The sequence below is a fragment of the Corallococcus sp. NCSPR001 genome (genome assembly GCF_017309135.1).
In the GTDB taxonomy this organism is placed as follows: domain Bacteria; phylum Myxococcota; class Myxococcia; order Myxococcales; family Myxococcaceae; genus Corallococcus.
The window spans coordinates 344,890-360,258 of the sequence record NZ_JAFIMS010000001.1 but is presented as its reverse complement, the minus strand read 5'-3'; the positions used below and the strand labels follow the sequence as shown (position 1 = coordinate 360,258).

The following is a 15,369-nucleotide window of genomic DNA, read 5'->3' as shown; positions in this document are numbered from 1 at the left end:
TTCCAGGCCGGTAGATTGGTTCCCATGAGCGCGTCCTCCTCCAATCCCCACATCCGTCCCGCCGCGGCCATTTCCGCGGACGTCGAGGCCGTAGGCCGCATCGAGGCCGTGAAGACGGTGCTGCGGGTGCTGACGCGGACCACGGGCCTGCGCCTGGCGGTGGTGGCACGCGTGACGCCGGAGTCGTGGACGTGCTGCGCGGTGCTGGACGAGATGGGCTTCGGCCTGCGCGCGGGGGACACGTTGGTCGTGTCCACGACGTTCTGCAACACGGTGCGCGGCCTGGGGGCTCCGTTGCTGGTGAACCACGCGAGCCGCGACCCGCGCTTCAAGGACCACCCCGCGCCGAAGATGTACGGCATCGAGAGCTACGTCGCGGTGCCGCTGTACCGGCGAAATGGGGACTTTTTCGGCGTGATGTGCGCGCTGGACGCGAACGCGGCGGACCTCACCGAGGGCACCCTTGAAATCTTCCGCCACCTGGGCGACCTGGTGGGCCACCAACTGGAGCAGGAGGAGGTGCTGAACGAGCGCGACTCGCAGCTCCTGGGCGCCCGGGAGGCGTCGGTCCTGCGCGAGCAGTTGATGGGCATTGTCAGCCACGACCTGCGCAACCCCCTCAACGCCATCTCCCTGGCGGCGGCGACGCTGATGCGCAGGACGGACCTGGATGACCGGGCCCGGCGGGGACTGCGGCGCATCCTCGACTCGTCGGACCGGGCCAACCGGCTCATCCGCGACCTCCTGGACTTCACCCATGTGCGCACGGGCATGCCCCTGCCGGTGAAGCCCCAGCCCATGGACCTGCATGAACTCGCCGAGCAGGTGGTGGACGAGGTGCGGCTCACCGCGCATGGGTGCTCCCTGGACCTGGTGTGCGAGGGCAGCGGGCGGGGGAGCTGGGATCCGGATCGCATCGCGCAGGTGCTGACCAACCTGCTCACCAACGCCGTGCAGTACAGCGCGCCGGGCGCGCACATCCGGGTGGAGGCGCGCGGGGACGCGCGGGAGGTGGTGCTGGCGGTGACGAACCTGGGGACGCCCATTCCGCCGGAGCTGCTGCCCGTGCTCTTCGAGCCGATGACCCGGGGCACCACCGAGGGCAGCGAGCACCGCAGCGTGGGGCTGGGGCTCTTCATCGTGAATCAAATCGTCCGCGCGCACGGCGGCGCGGTGGACGTGGTGTCCACCGAGGAGGCGGGCACCACCTTCCAGGTGCACCTGCCGCGCGGCTGTTGATCAGCCCGTGCCCAGCGGGTGCATCCGCACCGCGCAGAGCAGCTCCGCCACGCGCTCCGGCGCCGGAGGCACCGGGCCCACCTTCGCGAGCTTCCCCGCCGCGAAGGCCGTGCTCCTCCGGGCGCAGGTTTCCAGGTCGTGGCCTTCCAGCCTCGCGGCCAGCAATCCGGCAACCAGCGCGTCGCCCGCGCCCACGGTGCTCGCCACCTCCACGGGAGGCGGCAGGGCCCGCCAGGCGCCGTCGTTCGACACGAACAGGGCGCCGTCCGCTCCCATCGACACCACCACCAGCCCGATGCCTGTCGCGTGCAGTTCGCGCGCGGCTCGCGCGATCTCGCCCGCGTTCCTCAAGGGCCGTTCGACCAGCTCTTCCAACTCGTGCGCGTTCGGCTTCACGAAGTCCGGCTTCGCGGCCACCGCGTGGCGCAGCGGCGCTCCGCTCGTGTCCACCGCCACCCGCGCGCCCTTCGCGCGCAGGCGCTCCGTCAGCGTGGCGTAGATGGATGCGGGCACTCCCGCCGGCACGCTGCCTGACAGCACGAAGCAGCCGTTCTCCTCCGCGAGCGCCTCCACCGTCTCCAGCAAGGCGGACAGGGACTCCTCCGGCACGCTCGGGCCCGGCAGGTTCAGGTCGGTCACCGCGCCGCGGGTGCGGTCCACGACCTTGATGTTCACGCGGCTGGAGCCCGGCAACCGGAGGCAGCGGTCGCGGATGCCTCGCTCGCGGAACAGCGTCTCGAACAACGGCACCGTGTCCTCGCCCAGGAAGCCCGTGGCCGTCACCGGCTGGGTGCCTCCCGAGAGGAACGCCGCCACGTTGATGCCCTTGCCTCCCGGCGTGCGCGTCTCCGCCACCACGCGGTTCACCGCGCCCGCCGTGAACCCCGGACACTCCAGCGTCTGGTCGATGGCCGCGTTCAACGTGACCGTCACCACCCCCGGCTTCGTCGGCCTCACGCCTTCGCTCCCTTCCGGGCCAGCAGGCCGCGCACCAGGTCCCGCACCTCGGCGGCGTTGCCGCACTCCAGCGCGGACCGGGCCACGGCTTCCGCGTCCGCCATGGAGATGCCCCTCAGCAGCGCCTTCACCGCGGGGATGCTGGGGATGGCCACGCTCAGCTCCGTGACGCCCAGGCCGGACAGCACCACCGCGCCGGACGGTTCTCCCGCGATGCCTCCGCACGCGCCCACCCAGATGCCCGCCTTCCTCGCCGCCTTCACCGTGAGGTCCACCATGCGCAACACCGCCGGGTGCAGGCCGTCCGCCTGGGACGCGAGCACCGGATGCTGCCGGTCCATGGCCAGCAGGTACTGCGTCAGGTCGTTGGTCCCGATGGAGAAGAACGACACGTTCCGCGCCAGTTGCTCCGCCATCATCACCGCCGAGGGCACCTCCACCATGATGCCCGTCTCCACCGGAGCCGCGCCCACCTCGCGGCGCACGGACTCGGTGATGGCCTGGGCCTTCGCCAGCTCCTCGGGCATCGCCACCATCGGATACATGATGCGGACGGGGCCCTCCATCGACGCGCGCAGGATGGCGCGCAGCTGCGTGCGGAACAGGTCCTCCCGTTCGAAGCACAGCCGGATGCCGCGCACGCCCAGGAACGGGTTCGCCTCCGCGGGCAGCGACAGGTACGGCACGTGCTTGTCTCCGCCGATGTCCAGCGTGCGCAGGATGAGCGGCTGGCCGTTCAGCGCGCGCACCAGGGTGAGGTACGCGTCGAGCTGCTCCTCCTCGCCGGGCGGTTCGTCGCGACCGAGGAAGAGGAACTCCGTCCGCATCAAGCCCACGCCATCGCCGCCCGCGTCCACGGCCCTGCCCGCTTCCGCGGCATCGCTGATGTTCGCGGCCACCTCCACGCGCTGGCCATCGAGCGTGATGGCGGGCCGGTGCCGCTCCCGCTGCTCCTCCTTGCGGCGCGAGCGGATCCGTTCGCGCTGGTGCGCGGCCTTGGCCCGGTCCCGCTCCGACGGCCGCACGACGAGCACGCCCGCGTCGCCGTCCAGGATGCAGTGCTGTCCGTTGCGCAGGTCCAGCACCGACGGCCCCAACGCGACCACCGCGGGCAGGTCGAGCGAGCGCGCGATGATGGCCGTGTGTGACGTGGTGCCGCCGCCCGCCGTGCACAGGCCCAGCACCATGGCGGGGTCCAGCTTCGCGGTGTCCGACGGTGACAGGTCCTCCGCCAGCAGCACCACCGGATGTTTCGGGAAGGTGGGCTCGCCCTCCAGCACCCGGGCCAGTGGCCGCAGCACGCGCCGGCCCACGTCCCGCAGGTCGGCGGCGCGCGAGGCCAGCACCGGTTCATCCATCGCGGCCAGCGCCTCCGCGCGGCTCTCGAAGACGCGGAGCCAGGACGCGCCCGCGCTCAGGCCGGTGTCGATGAGGCCGTGCGACTCCGCCAGCATCTCCGGGTCGTCGAGCAGCTCCAGGTGCGCCTTGAAGATGGCGGCCCGCTGCGCTCCGGCCTTCTGGAGGAAACCTTCGTGCAACTGGCGCAGCTCCGCCGCCGCTCCGGCCAGGGCCGAATCCAGTAATGGGTGTTCCCTCGCGGCGTCGGCGGCCCGCTCCTCCACCTCCAGCCGTTCGCGCTGGAAGGTCCACACGGGCCCGGCCGCGATGCCCGGCGAGGCGGACAGGCCCGCGACCAGCGTCCCCTCGTAGTCGAGCACGGGGGCGGGCATGGGCTCCGGTGCCCGCGCGCGAGCCGTGGGCGGCCCTTCTCCCAGGCCGACGTCGAAGGCCTCCTGAAGCGCGAGGAGCACCGCCGCCGCGTCGTCCCCCGCCGCGGTGAGCGTCAGCGTGGAGCCGCCCCGCGCGCCCAGGCGCAGCAGTGACAGGACGCTGCGGGCGTTCGCCTGCCGCCCCTCGTGGTGGACGGTGACGTCCGCGCGGAAGCGGCGCACCACCTCCACCACCGTGGTGGCGGGGCGCGCGTGCAGGCCGTTCGGGGAAGGGGAGAGGACCTGGAGCGAGAGCCCTTCGAACGCGGGCGCGTCCTGCGCTTCCGGCGGAGCAGTGGAGCCCTGGAGCGCATGGATGATGACGGCCGTGTCCAGGGTGGAGGCCAGGGCCACGGCGCGGGCCTCGTCGTCCAGCACGCCGGTGAGGTTGGCGAGCACCTGGAGGTGTTCGTCGGACCTCGCGGCGATGCCCACCACGAGGTGCGCGTGGCCGTCCTCGCTCCAGACGACCCCGGCGGGGAACTGCACCACGACGACGCCCGTCTGGAGCACGAGGTGGCGCGCCTCCGGCAGGCCGTGCGGAATAGCGATGCCGTGGCCGAGGAACGTGGCGGACACCTGCTCGCGCTTGATCATGCTGTCGACATAGCCGGGCGAGATGAAGCCGGACTCCACCATCACCTGTCCGACCAGGCGGATGGCCTCCGCCTTGTTCGTGGCGGACCATCCCAGGCGGACCTGTGACGGCGTCAGCGACAGCATCGGTGCTCCTTGCCTCGGGTGCGCGCGAGCTTCACGCGGGGAATGACGGTGCAGTCTGCCCGGTGTCGTCCGCACACGCCCGCGTGGGCTTCCCGAGCCCCGTCTTCCGGGTAACAGCTCACAGAGGCGAAGACGTCCGGCATCCGCGTGCGTGACGGCTCGCACGGGGGTGTTAAAGGGGGAGCCGTCATGTCTGACAGCGTCCTGGACTTCTACGAAGGGCTGGCCGAGGAGTACCACCTGCTCTTCGCGGACTGGGAACAGTCGGTGGACCGGCAGGGCGCGGTGCTGGACGCGCTGCTGCGCCGCTCGGGCATCGCGCCGCCCCGCCGGGTGCTGGACTGCGCGTGCGGTATCGGCACGCAGGCGCTGGGGCTGGCGGCGCGGGGTTATTCCGTGCACGCCACGGACCTGAGTCCTTCGGCCGTGGCGCGCGCGGAGCGGGAGGCCCGCGCCATGCACGTGAGCATGACCACCGGCGTGGCCGACATGCGGATGCTGGACTGGCAGGTGCCGGGCACCTTCCACGTGGTGATGTCGTGTGACAACGCGGTGGCGCACCTGTTGGAGGACTCGGACCTGGAGGACGCCGCGAACGCGATGGCGTCGCGCCTGGTGCCCGGGGGCCTGCTGGTGGCGAGTCTGCGCGACCATTCCGCGCTTTTGGAGAAGCGGCCGCGCTTCACGGCGGAGCGCGTGCTGGACACGCCGATGGGCCGCCGTGTGCTGTTCCAGGTCTGGGATTGGGCGGTGGATGAAAGACAGTACACGGTGCGCCAGTTCATCCTGCGCCAGGAGTCCGGCATCTGGCACACCACCGAGCACACCGGCGTCTACCGCCTGCTGCAACCCGTGGAACTGGAGCAGGCGCTCACGCGGGCGGGGCTGGTGGATCCGCGCTGGTACACGCCGGAGGAGACGGGCTTCAACCAGCCGCTCATCACCGCGCGGAAGCCTTGAGCCGCATCAAGCGCGTGGGGGCCGTGAAGTGCTCCGGGACGCCACCGCTTCGTGCCACCACGACTCCAGCTCCGCGAGCACGAACGGCGCCGCGTGACGGCGCACCGTGACCGCGGCCTTCCACCAGACGCGGGCCGTGTGCTCCCCGGCGCTCAGCGTTTCCCTCAGGTGCATGGGAGGCAGCAGCGCGAGCAGCAGGTAGAACGCCAGGAGCCAGCCCACGCCCTCCCGGATCAACGGAGAGAGCGGCACTGGCTCCCGGCGTGCGTCAGGGCTCCCCTGTCCATGCGGCGGTCGGTCCACGGCACCCCTCCTGACGACAGTTGTAGTCAGGAGCGGTATGCCATGGCTACAGTTGTAGTCAAGTGGCCTTGTCGCGAGGCAGGGCCCAGAGGTCTTCCGCGGGCCGGTAGGCGCGGGCGTCCTTGCCGGCGGTGCCGTGGGCCTTGGTGTCGAGCAGGCCCGCGTGCCAGAGGTTCTGTTTGAGTTTGAAGACGGTGGACGGGTTGATGTCCGGCCCTCGCAGCCCGGGCTTCAGCGTCGCGGAGGGGTCCGCGAGGAAGAGGGCTGTCGCCAGCGCCGGGTCGTCGTGGCCCGCCGCCACGGCCAGCTCCAGCAGCGTGAGGCTTCCGCCGTGGTCCGTGAGCGTGCGGTGGATGAGGCGCACCGCGGGCTGACGGATGAGGACGAAGCGCGCCACGGCTGCGAACGCCGCGTTCACGTCCAGCAGGCGCTTTCGCTTGTCGTAGCGGGTGTCGGGGTCGAACTGGAGCGCGGCCAGGAGGTCCGCCACGGTGCGCCCTTCGAGCGTGGGGTTCCAGTCCAGGTCCAGCAGCCCGAGCGTGTTGGCGCCCATGGCCGCATGACGCCGGGAGCTGTCGCTGCCCAGGTCCTTCCAGTGCGCGGCGAGTGACTTCAGCAGCTCTCCGGAAGGCGCGCCCCGGTCCGCGAGGAACGCGGCGGCGAGGTAGTTGAGCGGATGGTTGAGCTGGAGGCTGCGCGCGGCGGGAACACCTTCGAGCAGCGAGGATGCCTGGCTGACGGCGCGGGGCAGCGGAGAGGGATCCGCGGGCGGGATGACCTCCACCCAGTGCTTCGCGTCGCGGGCGAGGATGCCGACCCCGATGCTCTTCGCCTGCGCCAGGGTGGGGGCGCGGAGGTCGGCGGCGGAGGACGGCAGCGCGAGGTACGCGTGATGGACGCCCGGGCGATAGCTGTGCGCCTGACCCAGGCCCTGGACCCAATCCCTCTCAGAGGCCTTCACTTCAATGCCTGTGACGAGGACGCCCTCGGGCCGCGCCACGCTGCACAGGATGTCTGGCCTTGTGCCCTCCAGCGTGAGCCGCGTCATGGGCTCCAGGTCCCGGGCGAACGGGCTGCGGACATACGAGGGATGCGCATCCACCAGCAGGTGCAGGACGCGCGATTCGCGCAGCCCATGGGTGAGCAGGTGATGCTTCAGCTCGCGGACGACCCTGGCTTCGGCGTGGGGCATGCGGCTCAGGCGCGCTTCGCGTCCGCGGGCGCGTTGGGGTGGCGCGCGAGCATCATGCGCAGCGGGGGTTGACGGCGGACCAGCTCCTGCTTGAGCAGGTGCGCGATGAGCGCGGGCGGCGCGGCGCTCCAGCGCGCGATGTTCTGGATGAGCATGGGCGAGCGGTACGTGCGCCCGCACAAGAGCGACGTCGTCTTGCCGTCCACCGGCATGCCCACGAGCGCGCCCAGGGCCCGGCCTTCCGTGTTGAGGATGAGCTCCACCTTCTCCTCGGACGGACCGGTGGAGAAGCGCTGGCGGAGCAGCTCGCGCGCGGTGCGGCGGGTCTGCTCCGGGACGTCCCGGTCCACCGTGAGCTTGTGGTGCTCCATCAGGCGGCGCATCGCCCACAGGCGGCGGAAGAGGGCGGCCGGTAGCTGCGGGTTGCGCACGAGGAAGCGGCGCACGCCTGTGTCCGATGCGAACGCCGCTCGGGCCACCATCGCCTCCAGGCCCACGGGGTTGCGGTGGTGGCGCGCGATGAGACGTGCGTGCGCGAGGCCCACTCGCGAGTTCTCCAGCACGGCCTTGATGACGGCGGGCACCGGGTCGAAGCACAGCGCGGACAGCTCCGGGTCTTCCGCCCCGTGCGCGAGCGCTACCCGCTGGTCCTCCGGCAACGCGTGCAGCCGCGTCTCGAAGAGCTTGCGGTAGTCGCCCTGGATTGCTTCGGGCACTTCATCCACGGGGCCTGCTTCGTCGTCCGCGCCGTCTCCCGCTTCCGGCAGTGGCTCTGTGTCGCTCGCGTCGAGTGCTGGCTCGGCACGACCGTGGGCCACCGCATCAGTGGCGAGCGTCTCGCTCCCGATGCCGCTGCTCACCGCGGACGCCGTGCTCACGGATGGATGAGCGGCAGCGCTCATGGCTGATGCGTGCTGCGTCGGCTCCAGCCGTGCAGTGCTCGCGGATGCGTGAGGCTTCATGCTGCCGGCGGCGCTCATGGCTGACGCGGCATTCGCTCCCAGGACCGTGTTCGCGGGGCTCGTGGCCTCCGTGCCTGGCAGCAGCGCTCCCTGGGACACCAGCCTCGTGAGGATGTCCCGCAGCTTGTCAGGCGGGAACCCTGTCAGCGCGGGCAGGTCCTTCTCTCGCGTGTGGCCGTCCAGCCGCGACAGCACGAAGCCTTCTTCCGCGTTCAGCGGGAGCCGCCGCAGGTCCACCGCCGGGTTCAGCTTGGGCGTCCAGTCACTCATGCGCGCTCCCGAGTCTTTCACGACACGTGCGGTTCGCGCCTCCCTCCGTGCTCGCCGTCCGCGTCGGATTGTTCCCGGTCCGTCCGAAAACGACGGGGCGCGTCGAGGACCGCCTGGCTGCCCTCCTGCCCTTGGGCCTGTTTCCGGTGTCGCGACCGGCACGAAGAGGGCCCGCATGGGTTGACGAGAGGCGGGCAGCTGGACACAACTTCACTTCATGTCCGACCGCATCCAGACCTATGCCGAGTTCTGGCCGTTCTATCTGCGCGAGCACTCGCAGGCGTCGACACGCTGGCTGCACTTCGCTGGCACCAGCCTGGGCGTGGGTCTGGGCATCACCGCCGCCGTCACCGGGCGCGGCGCGCTGATTCTCGCCGCCCTCGTGTGCGCCTACGGCTTCGCGTGGGCCAGCCACTTCAAGATCGAGCACAACCGGCCCGCGACCTTCAAGTACCCGCTCTGGTCGCTCATCTCCGACTTCCGCATGGCCGCGCTGATGCTCACCGGCCAATTGGGCCCGCACCTGGAGCGCGCGAACTCCGGCGCGACGGCCGCCGCCACCCTGGCGCCGGCCCCCGTGCAGAGCCGTTGACGCTCGCGGATTCTTGGGTCCGCTACCTCGGCGGTGGCGGACCGAAGCGGCCCGCGCGGTACCCTGCGAAGGAGCTCAGGATGTCGTCCTGGGTGTCCCCGATGAACGGCCCGTGGCTCACCAGCGGCTCGCGCTGCGGTTGGCCCGCGTACAGCAGCACCCGCGCCCGCGTCGTCCCGGTGATGCGCACCGTGCTGTCTCCTCCCGACACCGGACGGTCCAGCCAGCCCACCTGCCCGGGTTTCAGCGACTGACGCTCCGGCCCCACCGCGACCTCTCCCTCCAGCACGAGGAAGAAGCCGTTGTACGAAGCAGGCAGCTCCTGCGCGATGGATGCTCCCGGCTCCAACTGGAACTCCGCCAGCGTGACGGGCACGTAGTTCTTCGTCGCCGACCGCACCGTTCCCGACGTGCCGCTGTAGAGCCGCACCTCCACGCCCGGCTCGCGCCGCACCGGCAGCTCCGCGTACGACAGGTCCTGGTAACCGGCGGGCACCCAGCGCTGCGCCTTCGGCAACGTGAGCCAGAGCTGGAGGATGCGCGCCTGCCCCATGTCGCCCTCCAGGCCCTCGCCGTGGATGACGCCGCTGCCCGCCGTCATCCACTGCACGTCGCCTTCGCCCAGCTTGCCGCTGTCATGGGTCATCCCGCCCTTCACCACGAGGGTCACCGTCTCGAAGCCCGCGTGCGGATGCGGCCCGCCGATGGGCTTGCCGTCGATGCGGTCGTCCATCAACAGGATGAACGGATCCGACCGCGCGTAGTCCTCCGGTGAGATGACCGGCACCACCGTGTGCGCGGGCCCGAACTGCCCCTGCGTGGGTTCGGGCAGGTCGATGATCCGCTCCAGCCTTCGCTGCGTGCTCATGACGGTTCCCTCCTTTCCGGCTCAGCTCAGAGCCGGGTAGCTGGTGAAGCCCTGCTCCTCGCCCTGGAAGAAGGTCGACGCGTCCGGCGTGTTGAGCGGCGCGGACCGGCGGAAGCGCTCCGGCAGGTCCGGGTTGGCGAGGAACGGCACGCCGTACGCCACGAGGTCCGCCTCGCCGCGCTCGATGACCGCTTCGCCGCTCTGCGCGTCGTAGCCGCCGTTGGCGATGATGACGCCCGGGAACGCCTTGCGGATCGCCGGGGTGATGCGCTGCTCGGGCGCCGGAGCGGCGGGGCCCGTGACGAGCTCGGTCACGTGCAGGTAGCCCAGGCCCAGCTTGCCCAGCTCGCGGGCCAGGTACGTGAAGGTCTCCGTGGGCGTGGAGTCGTGCATGCCCGTGTATGGGAAGTTCTGCGGGAAGAGCCGGTAGCCCACTCGGTCCGCGCCGAACACCTCCGCCACCGCCCGCGCCGCCTCCAGCGGGAGGCGCGCCCGGTTCTCGATGCTGCCGCCGTACGCGTCCGTGCGCTGGTTGGAGCCGTCCCGCAGGAACTGGTCCAGCAGGTAGCCGTTGCTGCCGTGCAGCTCCGCGCCGTCGAAGCCGGCCTCCTTCGCGTTGCGTGCGGCCTGGCGGAACTGCTCGACGATGCCGGGGAGCTCATGCGTCTCCAGGGCCCGGGGCGTCACCGCGGGCTTCTTCCCCTGGAACGTGAAGACCTCCTGCTGGACGGCGATCGCGGAGGGCGCCACCGGCAGCTCGCCCCCGTGGAAGTCCGGGTGCGAGACGCGCCCCACGTGCCACAGCTGCGCGAAGATGAGGCCGCCCGCCGCGTGGACCGCGTCCGTCACCTTCTTCCAACCCGCCACCTGCTCCGGCGAGTGGATGCCCGGCGTGCGGATGTAGCCGACGCCCTGGGGGCTGACCTGGGTGCCCTCGGAGACGATGAGGCCCGCGGACGCCCGCTGCGCGTAATAGGTCACCGCGAGGGGGTTGGGGACGTTGCCGTCCACCAGCGCCCGGCTGCGGGTCATGGGGGCCATCACCAGCCGGTTCTTCAGTTCGAGCCGGCCCAGGCGCAAGGGGGAGAGGAGCTTGAGTGTATTTGCCATGGCCGTTGAATGCTCCAGGCGCTATGGACGTGCCATGGCATCCAGTCCAAATAAATTGACCGATCGTCCACAAACGGTGGAGGGACAGGGGGCGGATGTCCTGGCGGAGGTGCTGGACACCCTGCGCCTGTCCACCCGGATGCACGGCCGCTTCGAGCTGTTCGCCCCGTGGGGGCTCCAGTTCGGGACGACCCCGGGCGCGCACATCATCCTCGTCGCGCGCGGCGGGGCTCGGCTGGAGGTGGAGGGCGTGCCGGAGGCCCTGGAGTTGTGCGCGGGGGACCTGGCGGTGCTGCCGCACGGCGGAGGCCACACGCTGCGCGACGCGGAGGGCAGCCCCGTTCATGTCCTGGAGCACGGGGCCTGCGCGAACGCCCGCGGCAAGGGCTCCATCCGGCTGGGCGGCGAGGGCGAGCGGACGACGCTGGTCGCGGCGTCGTTCCAACTGGGGGTCGCGCCGCGCACGCTCCTCTTCAAGGAGCTGCCTCACGTCATCCACCTGGCCGCGGACGACGCGGCGACGGCGCCTTCACTGGCGTCCACGGTCCAGTTGATGCTGGCGGAGAGCGCGTCGTCGCATCCGGGCGCCACGGTCATCATGAGCCGGCTCGCGGACATCCTGCTGGTGCAGGCGCTGCGGGCGCACATCATGAAGTCGGAGGGGGCGTGCCGGGAGAGCGGGCTGCGGGCGCTGTCGGACCCCCAGATTGGCAAGGCGCTCGCGCTCATCCACGAGCGCCCCGAGGAGCCCTGGACAGTGGAGAGCCTGGCGTCCGCCGTGGCGCTGTCGCGGTCCGGCTTCGCGGCGCGCTTCAGCGAACTCGTGGGAGAGCCGCCGTTGGAGTACCTGGTGGGATGGCGGATGATCAAGGCCGCCCAGCTCCTGCGTGAAAGCGAGCTGCCCCTGAGCGAGGTCGCTCCGGCCATCGGCTACCAGAGCGAAGCGTCCTTCAACCGGGCCTTCAAGCGCTGGGACGGGACCGCTCCCGGCGCGTACCGGCGCAGCCACCGCCGGGCGTGAGTCTGTCATTAGCGGGCCGTTGGAGGCGCGGCGCCTCAATCTGACCGACAGTCGAACAGGTCTTCCAAGGCCACATCGGGCACGCTCTTCTCGGTGCATTCCCGTCGGAGTTCGCCGACGAGGGCGTCCGGTGCCGTGTCCTGCTCCGCGGTCGACACAGGGCCGTCGAATCCATGCTCTTCCTGCGCAGGGGCTGACATGGGAGCGCCGAAGTCACATTCCTCCGTGCAGGGGCGTTTCTCTGGTGTGGAGTCCTGCGGGGTTGATGACACGGGGGGAACGTGGGCCTCGGGTGATGCCTGTTCCTTGGCCGCGGGGACAAAGGCGTCCAGCACTCGCTCGTCGCACGCCTTCAGCAGCGCTGGGAGCTCGTGATGAAGTGCCTGTGTGTCGCGCTCGTGCAGGATCGCCATCACGCGGAAGGCCCACTCGCGCAGCGCCTCTCCGCCCAGATGAGGCAGCAGTTGGGCGGCTCCTCCCAGGAAGGCCCGCTGCAGGGACTGAACGAGGAGCACGTGCCCGGGACGTGCCGCCACTCGCGCTGCCTGCCGCAGCAACTCGAATTCCGCCTGCGCGCAGGCTTCCCCCGACTCCCAGCGCGCCGCGTCCTGAAGCCGGAAGCACGCGCTCCCCAGCCGGTCCAGGTCGAGGTCCGAAGCTTTCTCGCAGCAGTCGACCAGCAGCTCCACCAGCACCTGCCGCTTGAGGCTGAAGTAGCCCTCCAGAAGCCACCGGGCATCCGGGTTGCTCGCGTCATGCAGCGCCAGGCCCAGGTTCTCCAATGTCAGCGATTCATCCAGCGGCACCGCGCGCGTCTTGCGTCCGGGGCGCTGCACCACCAGGCCCCGCGCCGCCAGCCGTCGCAGCGCCTCGCGGATGGTGCCCCGGCATACCTCATAGCGCCGCGCCAGCTTCGCTTCGGAGCCGAACTGCCCGCTCGGGTGCAGCCGCCCCAGCGCGATATCGCGCTCGATTTGCGCCTCCACATAGGCCACGAGCCCTCGCCGTTCCATCCCCATCCCCTTCCTCGTTCCAGCATGGCCATCCAACCACAGGGGTCTGACATGGACGTGCGCGCCTGCCGAGCCAGCGCGCCCCCGGGCGGCATGGGGCGAAAACCTGTCCGACAGTCGGACAGGTTTTGAGGCAATCGGGCCCGGGCGGGCGCCTCCATCCGTGCCCCACGTTGGCGTTCGCGCACGCACGAGGTCGCGCTTCCGCCGAACCGGCGTGGACTCGGGGCACATGCGGCGGAACCCTGTCCGACAGTCGGGCGGGTTTTGCGGCAACCGGGCAGGTGCCGCTGCTCGTTTCCCGTCTTGCCGCCCGTGCACGCCTCCATCGCAGCGCTCCGTGAGGCGTGCATCCTCGCGGAGGACTTCGGGGCGCAGGACTTGTTCACGGGCCGCTGGCCGCCTGCGTGGGGTTCAGCTTTCTTCCTTGGGCGGCGGGCCTCGGAAGGCATCCAGCTTCTTCGCGGCCTCCAGCTTCACCGCCTTGCCCTCCTGCGCGGAGCGGTAGAGCGCTTCGATGATGCGCATGTCCGCGAGCCCTTCTTCGCCCGGCGTGTGCGGGACGATGTTCTCCTGCACGCAGCGCGAGAAGTGGTCCATCTCCCGGGCGAACTGGCTGGGCTGGCTGAAGCTGCGCTCCACCGTGTCGTCCGCCTTGGGGAAGGACTTGGACTTCATGCCCACGCGCAGGCGCAGGCCGCTGTAGGAGAAGCCGGGGTCCATGGAGGCCCAGCCGTCCGTGCCCATCAGCCGCAGGTCCTTCGTCTCGTGCGTGCTGTAGTGGCTGGTGCAGTGCGCCTGGAAGCCGGAGGGGAAGCGCAGGTGGAAGGCGAAGGACTCCTCCACCTCCTTGAAGCGTGGGTCGTTGGGGGTGCTGTAGCTGAAGCCCTGCACCTCCGTGGGCTCCTCGCCGCTGAAGTAGCGCGCGGCGGAGAGGCAGTAGATGCCCACGTCCGGCAGCGCGCCTCCGCCCGCCAGCGACTTCTTGTGACGCCACTGGTTGGGGTCGCCCTGGTTCTGGCCGTTGTTCGCGGTGAAGAGCTTGAGCGTGCCCAGTTCCTTGTTGCGCGCCATCTGGATGACCGCGCGGTGGTGCGGTTCGTACTGGAGGCGGTAGGCGATGCCCAGCTTGCGGTCCGCCTTCTTGCAGGCGTCGATCATCTGCTGGCACTCGGCCGAGGTGTTGGCCATGGGCTTCTCGCAGAAGACGTGCTTGCCCGCCTGCGCCGCGCGCACGGTGAACTCCGCGTGCATGCTGTTGGGCAGGACGATGTAGACGGCCTGCACTTCCGGGTTGTCTTTGATTTGATCGAACGACTTGTAGTCGTAGAGGGCCTTGTCGGCGACGCCGTACTGCTTCGCGATGGCTTGTGCCTTCGCTCGGTCACCGCTCACCAGCGCCACGAGCTTGCCTCGCTTCATCTGTCCGAAGGCGGGGAGGAGTTCTTCCAATGACAGGTGGCCCAGGCCGACGACGGCCCAGCCCACGCGCTCGGATTCGGGCTGCGGGTTGGGTGGGCCGGGGCGCTCGCGCTCCGTCTTGGCGTAGGTGTCCGGCAGCTTCACCTGCGGCGCGGTGGCGGCGAGCACCGGAGGCATCCATGCGCTCGCGGTGAGGAGTCCCCCCGTGGCTCCAAGCATGCGCCTGCGGGTCCACAGCCGGGGTGTGTCGTCCATCATTCGCGGGCCTCCTGGTGTCGGTGCTTGAAGCGGTTGGAATCCAAGCGCCGGATGGGACGAGAGGGGTGGGCTTCTCCTGGTCCGACGTGGGGGGCTGTTGGAAACAGGATCGAGGCGGCGTGTGCTTCCGCCCATGACGACCTCTCCTGAACAGCGCGGTGATGCCGCGTCCTTCTCCTCCTATTTCGCCGGCCGCGCTGTCGCCGAGCGCGGCTTCGTGTGGGGCGCCCCCGACGGAGCCCAGGCCCTGGCGGACGCGTCGGATGTGGTGATCCACCGGTGGGACGAACGTGGGCTGAAGGTGGCGTGCATGGTGAACCGCGCGCGGGACCCGGCGCGGCGCTTCGCCCTGACGCGTGAAGAGGTGACGGCGCTGGCCCTGCGCTGTCTCGATGCCGGCGCGGCGCGCTCTCCTGCGCGACGTGTGTCCATCGAAGTGTTCGAGCTGGGCACGCCGCCCACTCCCGAGGACCGGGCGCGGCTTTCACCGCTGCGCAGGGGCTCGGGCGCGGAGGGCGTCGACATCACTCCGTGGATCCTGGCCCCGTCCACTGGAGCCCTCTGGTCCGGAGCTCCGCTGGGTGGCTTCTTCGTCGGACGGCGCTTCTTCCAGGAGGTGATGCGCGGTTACTCCGCCGCGCACCGGTCTCCCGCGTAGCACGCGTCATGCGGAGCGTGGCCGGCTCCGGTCGTGGCTGGAAGGCGATGCG

14 protein-coding genes are annotated in these 15,369 nt (G+C 70.6%); 5 read left to right on the top strand and 9 right to left on the bottom strand.

Annotation, left to right across the window (positions count from 1 at the left end):
- Positions 1-24 precede the first annotated feature (24 nt).
- Positions 25-1,239 carry a GAF domain-containing sensor histidine kinase gene (locus JYJ93_RS01465; RefSeq protein ID WP_206786008.1) on the top strand — a complete coding sequence of 405 codons (1,215 nt, stop codon included), beginning with the start codon at positions 25-27 and terminating at the stop codon, positions 1,237-1,239.
- Here JYJ93_RS01465 and pfkB read toward each other — a convergent pair whose 3' ends face one another.
- Together pfkB and ptsP are read right to left on the bottom strand one after the other, a co-directional pair.
- Complete coding sequence (gene pfkB / locus JYJ93_RS01460; protein ID WP_206786006.1) at positions 1,240-2,196, bottom strand: 1-phosphofructokinase; 957 nt, start codon at positions 2,194-2,196, stop codon at positions 1,240-1,242. It lies immediately after the preceding gene.
- Positions 2,193-4,688: a phosphoenolpyruvate--protein phosphotransferase gene (ptsP, locus tag JYJ93_RS01455; RefSeq protein WP_206786004.1), complete on the bottom strand. Its 2,496-nt coding sequence runs from the start codon at positions 4,686-4,688 to the stop codon at positions 2,193-2,195. The genes pfkB and ptsP overlap by 4 nt, the downstream gene beginning before the upstream one ends.
- Positions 4,689-4,877: 189 nt before the next feature.
- Between ptsP and JYJ93_RS01450 the strand changes: the two genes are divergently transcribed.
- Positions 4,878-5,648 carry a class I SAM-dependent methyltransferase gene (locus JYJ93_RS01450; protein ID WP_206786002.1) on the top strand — a complete coding sequence of 257 codons (771 nt, stop codon included), beginning with the start codon at positions 4,878-4,880 and terminating at the stop codon, positions 5,646-5,648.
- A 6-nt stretch (positions 5,649-5,654) separates the two neighbouring features.
- Here JYJ93_RS01450 and JYJ93_RS01445 read toward each other — a convergent pair whose 3' ends face one another.
- Genes JYJ93_RS01445 through JYJ93_RS01435 form a run of 3 tightly spaced genes read right to left on the bottom strand, consistent with a single transcriptional unit; the run spans position 5,655 to position 8,375 of the window.
- Positions 5,655-5,951 (bottom strand): hypothetical protein, encoded by a 297-nt coding sequence (locus JYJ93_RS01445; RefSeq protein WP_206786000.1) that lies wholly within the window; start codon positions 5,949-5,951, stop codon positions 5,655-5,657.
- Between the two features lie 58 nt (positions 5,952-6,009).
- Positions 6,010-7,143: a hypothetical protein gene (locus tag JYJ93_RS01440; RefSeq protein ID WP_206785998.1), complete on the bottom strand. Its 1,134-nt coding sequence runs from the start codon at positions 7,141-7,143 to the stop codon at positions 6,010-6,012.
- Positions 7,144-7,148: 5 nt separating this feature from the next.
- On the bottom strand, positions 7,149-8,375 hold the full coding sequence (locus tag JYJ93_RS01435; protein ID WP_206785996.1) for a hypothetical protein: 1,227 nt from the start codon (positions 8,373-8,375) through the stop codon (positions 7,149-7,151).
- A gap of 217 nt (positions 8,376-8,592) precedes the next feature.
- On the opposite strand from JYJ93_RS01435, the gene JYJ93_RS01430 reads away from it, so the two are divergent.
- The gene (locus JYJ93_RS01430; RefSeq protein WP_206785994.1) at positions 8,593-8,967 is read left to right on the top strand and encodes a DUF962 domain-containing protein; all 375 of its coding nucleotides are present in this window, start codon (positions 8,593-8,595) and stop codon (positions 8,965-8,967) included.
- Between the two features lie 22 nt (positions 8,968-8,989).
- On the opposite strand, the gene JYJ93_RS01425 is transcribed toward JYJ93_RS01430, so the two are convergent.
- Positions 8,990-9,835, bottom strand: a complete 846-nt coding sequence (locus JYJ93_RS01425; protein WP_206785992.1) for a pirin-like C-terminal cupin domain-containing protein — start codon at positions 9,833-9,835, stop codon at positions 8,990-8,992.
- Positions 9,836-9,856: 21 nt separating this feature from the next.
- Positions 9,857-10,945: an alkene reductase gene (locus JYJ93_RS01420; RefSeq protein WP_206785990.1), complete on the bottom strand. Its 1,089-nt coding sequence runs from the start codon at positions 10,943-10,945 to the stop codon at positions 9,857-9,859.
- 55 nt (positions 10,946-11,000) lie between these two features.
- Between JYJ93_RS01420 and JYJ93_RS01415 the strand changes: the two genes are divergently transcribed.
- The gene (locus tag JYJ93_RS01415) at positions 11,001-11,966 is read left to right on the top strand and encodes an AraC family transcriptional regulator (RefSeq protein ID WP_242543564.1); all 966 of its coding nucleotides are present in this window, start codon (positions 11,001-11,003) and stop codon (positions 11,964-11,966) included.
- Between the two features lie 35 nt (positions 11,967-12,001).
- Here the strand turns inward: JYJ93_RS01415 and JYJ93_RS01410 are convergent, their stop codons facing one another.
- Both JYJ93_RS01410 and JYJ93_RS01405 read right to left on the bottom strand, forming a co-directional pair.
- A complete protein-coding gene (locus tag JYJ93_RS01410; RefSeq protein WP_206785986.1) occupies positions 12,002-12,985 on the bottom strand; it encodes a GntR family transcriptional regulator in 984 nt (327 codons plus the stop codon).
- Positions 12,986-13,393: 408 nt separating this feature from the next.
- Entirely contained in the window at positions 13,394-14,659 is a 1,266-nt protein-coding gene (locus JYJ93_RS01405; RefSeq protein WP_206785984.1) for a Gfo/Idh/MocA family oxidoreductase, read from the bottom strand.
- A gap of 133 nt (positions 14,660-14,792) precedes the next feature.
- Here JYJ93_RS01405 and JYJ93_RS01400 point away from each other — a divergent pair, with 133 nt between their 5' ends.
- Positions 14,793-15,317: a hypothetical protein gene (locus JYJ93_RS01400; RefSeq protein ID WP_206785982.1), complete on the top strand. Its 525-nt coding sequence runs from the start codon at positions 14,793-14,795 to the stop codon at positions 15,315-15,317.
- Positions 15,318-15,369: the final 52 nt, after the last annotated feature.

What these genes read in the sequence shown, in the direction of transcription:
- JYJ93_RS01465 (WP_206786008.1), top strand. Translation starts at nt 25, where the DNA reads ATGAGCGCGTCCTCCTCCAATCCCCACATCCGTCCCGCCGCGGCCATT.
- ptsP (WP_206786004.1), bottom strand. Translation starts at nt 4,688, where the DNA reads ATGCTGTCGCTGACGCCGTCACAGGTCCGCCTGGGATGGTCCGCCACG.
- JYJ93_RS01450 (WP_206786002.1), top strand. Translation starts at nt 4,878, where the DNA reads ATGTCTGACAGCGTCCTGGACTTCTACGAAGGGCTGGCCGAGGAGTAC.
- JYJ93_RS01440 (WP_206785998.1), bottom strand. Translation starts at nt 7,143, where the DNA reads ATGCCCCACGCCGAAGCCAGGGTCGTCCGCGAGCTGAAGCATCACCTG.
- JYJ93_RS01435 (WP_206785996.1), bottom strand. Translation starts at nt 8,375, where the DNA reads ATGAGTGACTGGACGCCCAAGCTGAACCCGGCGGTGGACCTGCGGCGG.
- JYJ93_RS01430 (WP_206785994.1), top strand. Translation starts at nt 8,593, where the DNA reads ATGTCCGACCGCATCCAGACCTATGCCGAGTTCTGGCCGTTCTATCTG.
- JYJ93_RS01425 (WP_206785992.1), bottom strand. Translation starts at nt 9,835, where the DNA reads ATGAGCACGCAGCGAAGGCTGGAGCGGATCATCGACCTGCCCGAACCC.
- JYJ93_RS01420 (WP_206785990.1), bottom strand. Translation starts at nt 10,945, where the DNA reads ATGGCAAATACACTCAAGCTCCTCTCCCCCTTGCGCCTGGGCCGGCTC.
- JYJ93_RS01410 (WP_206785986.1), bottom strand. Translation starts at nt 12,985, where the DNA reads ATGGGGATGGAACGGCGAGGGCTCGTGGCCTATGTGGAGGCGCAAATC.
- JYJ93_RS01405 (WP_206785984.1), bottom strand. Translation starts at nt 14,659, where the DNA reads ATGATGGACGACACACCCCGGCTGTGGACCCGCAGGCGCATGCTTGGA.
- JYJ93_RS01400 (WP_206785982.1), top strand. Translation starts at nt 14,793, where the DNA reads ATGACGACCTCTCCTGAACAGCGCGGTGATGCCGCGTCCTTCTCCTCC.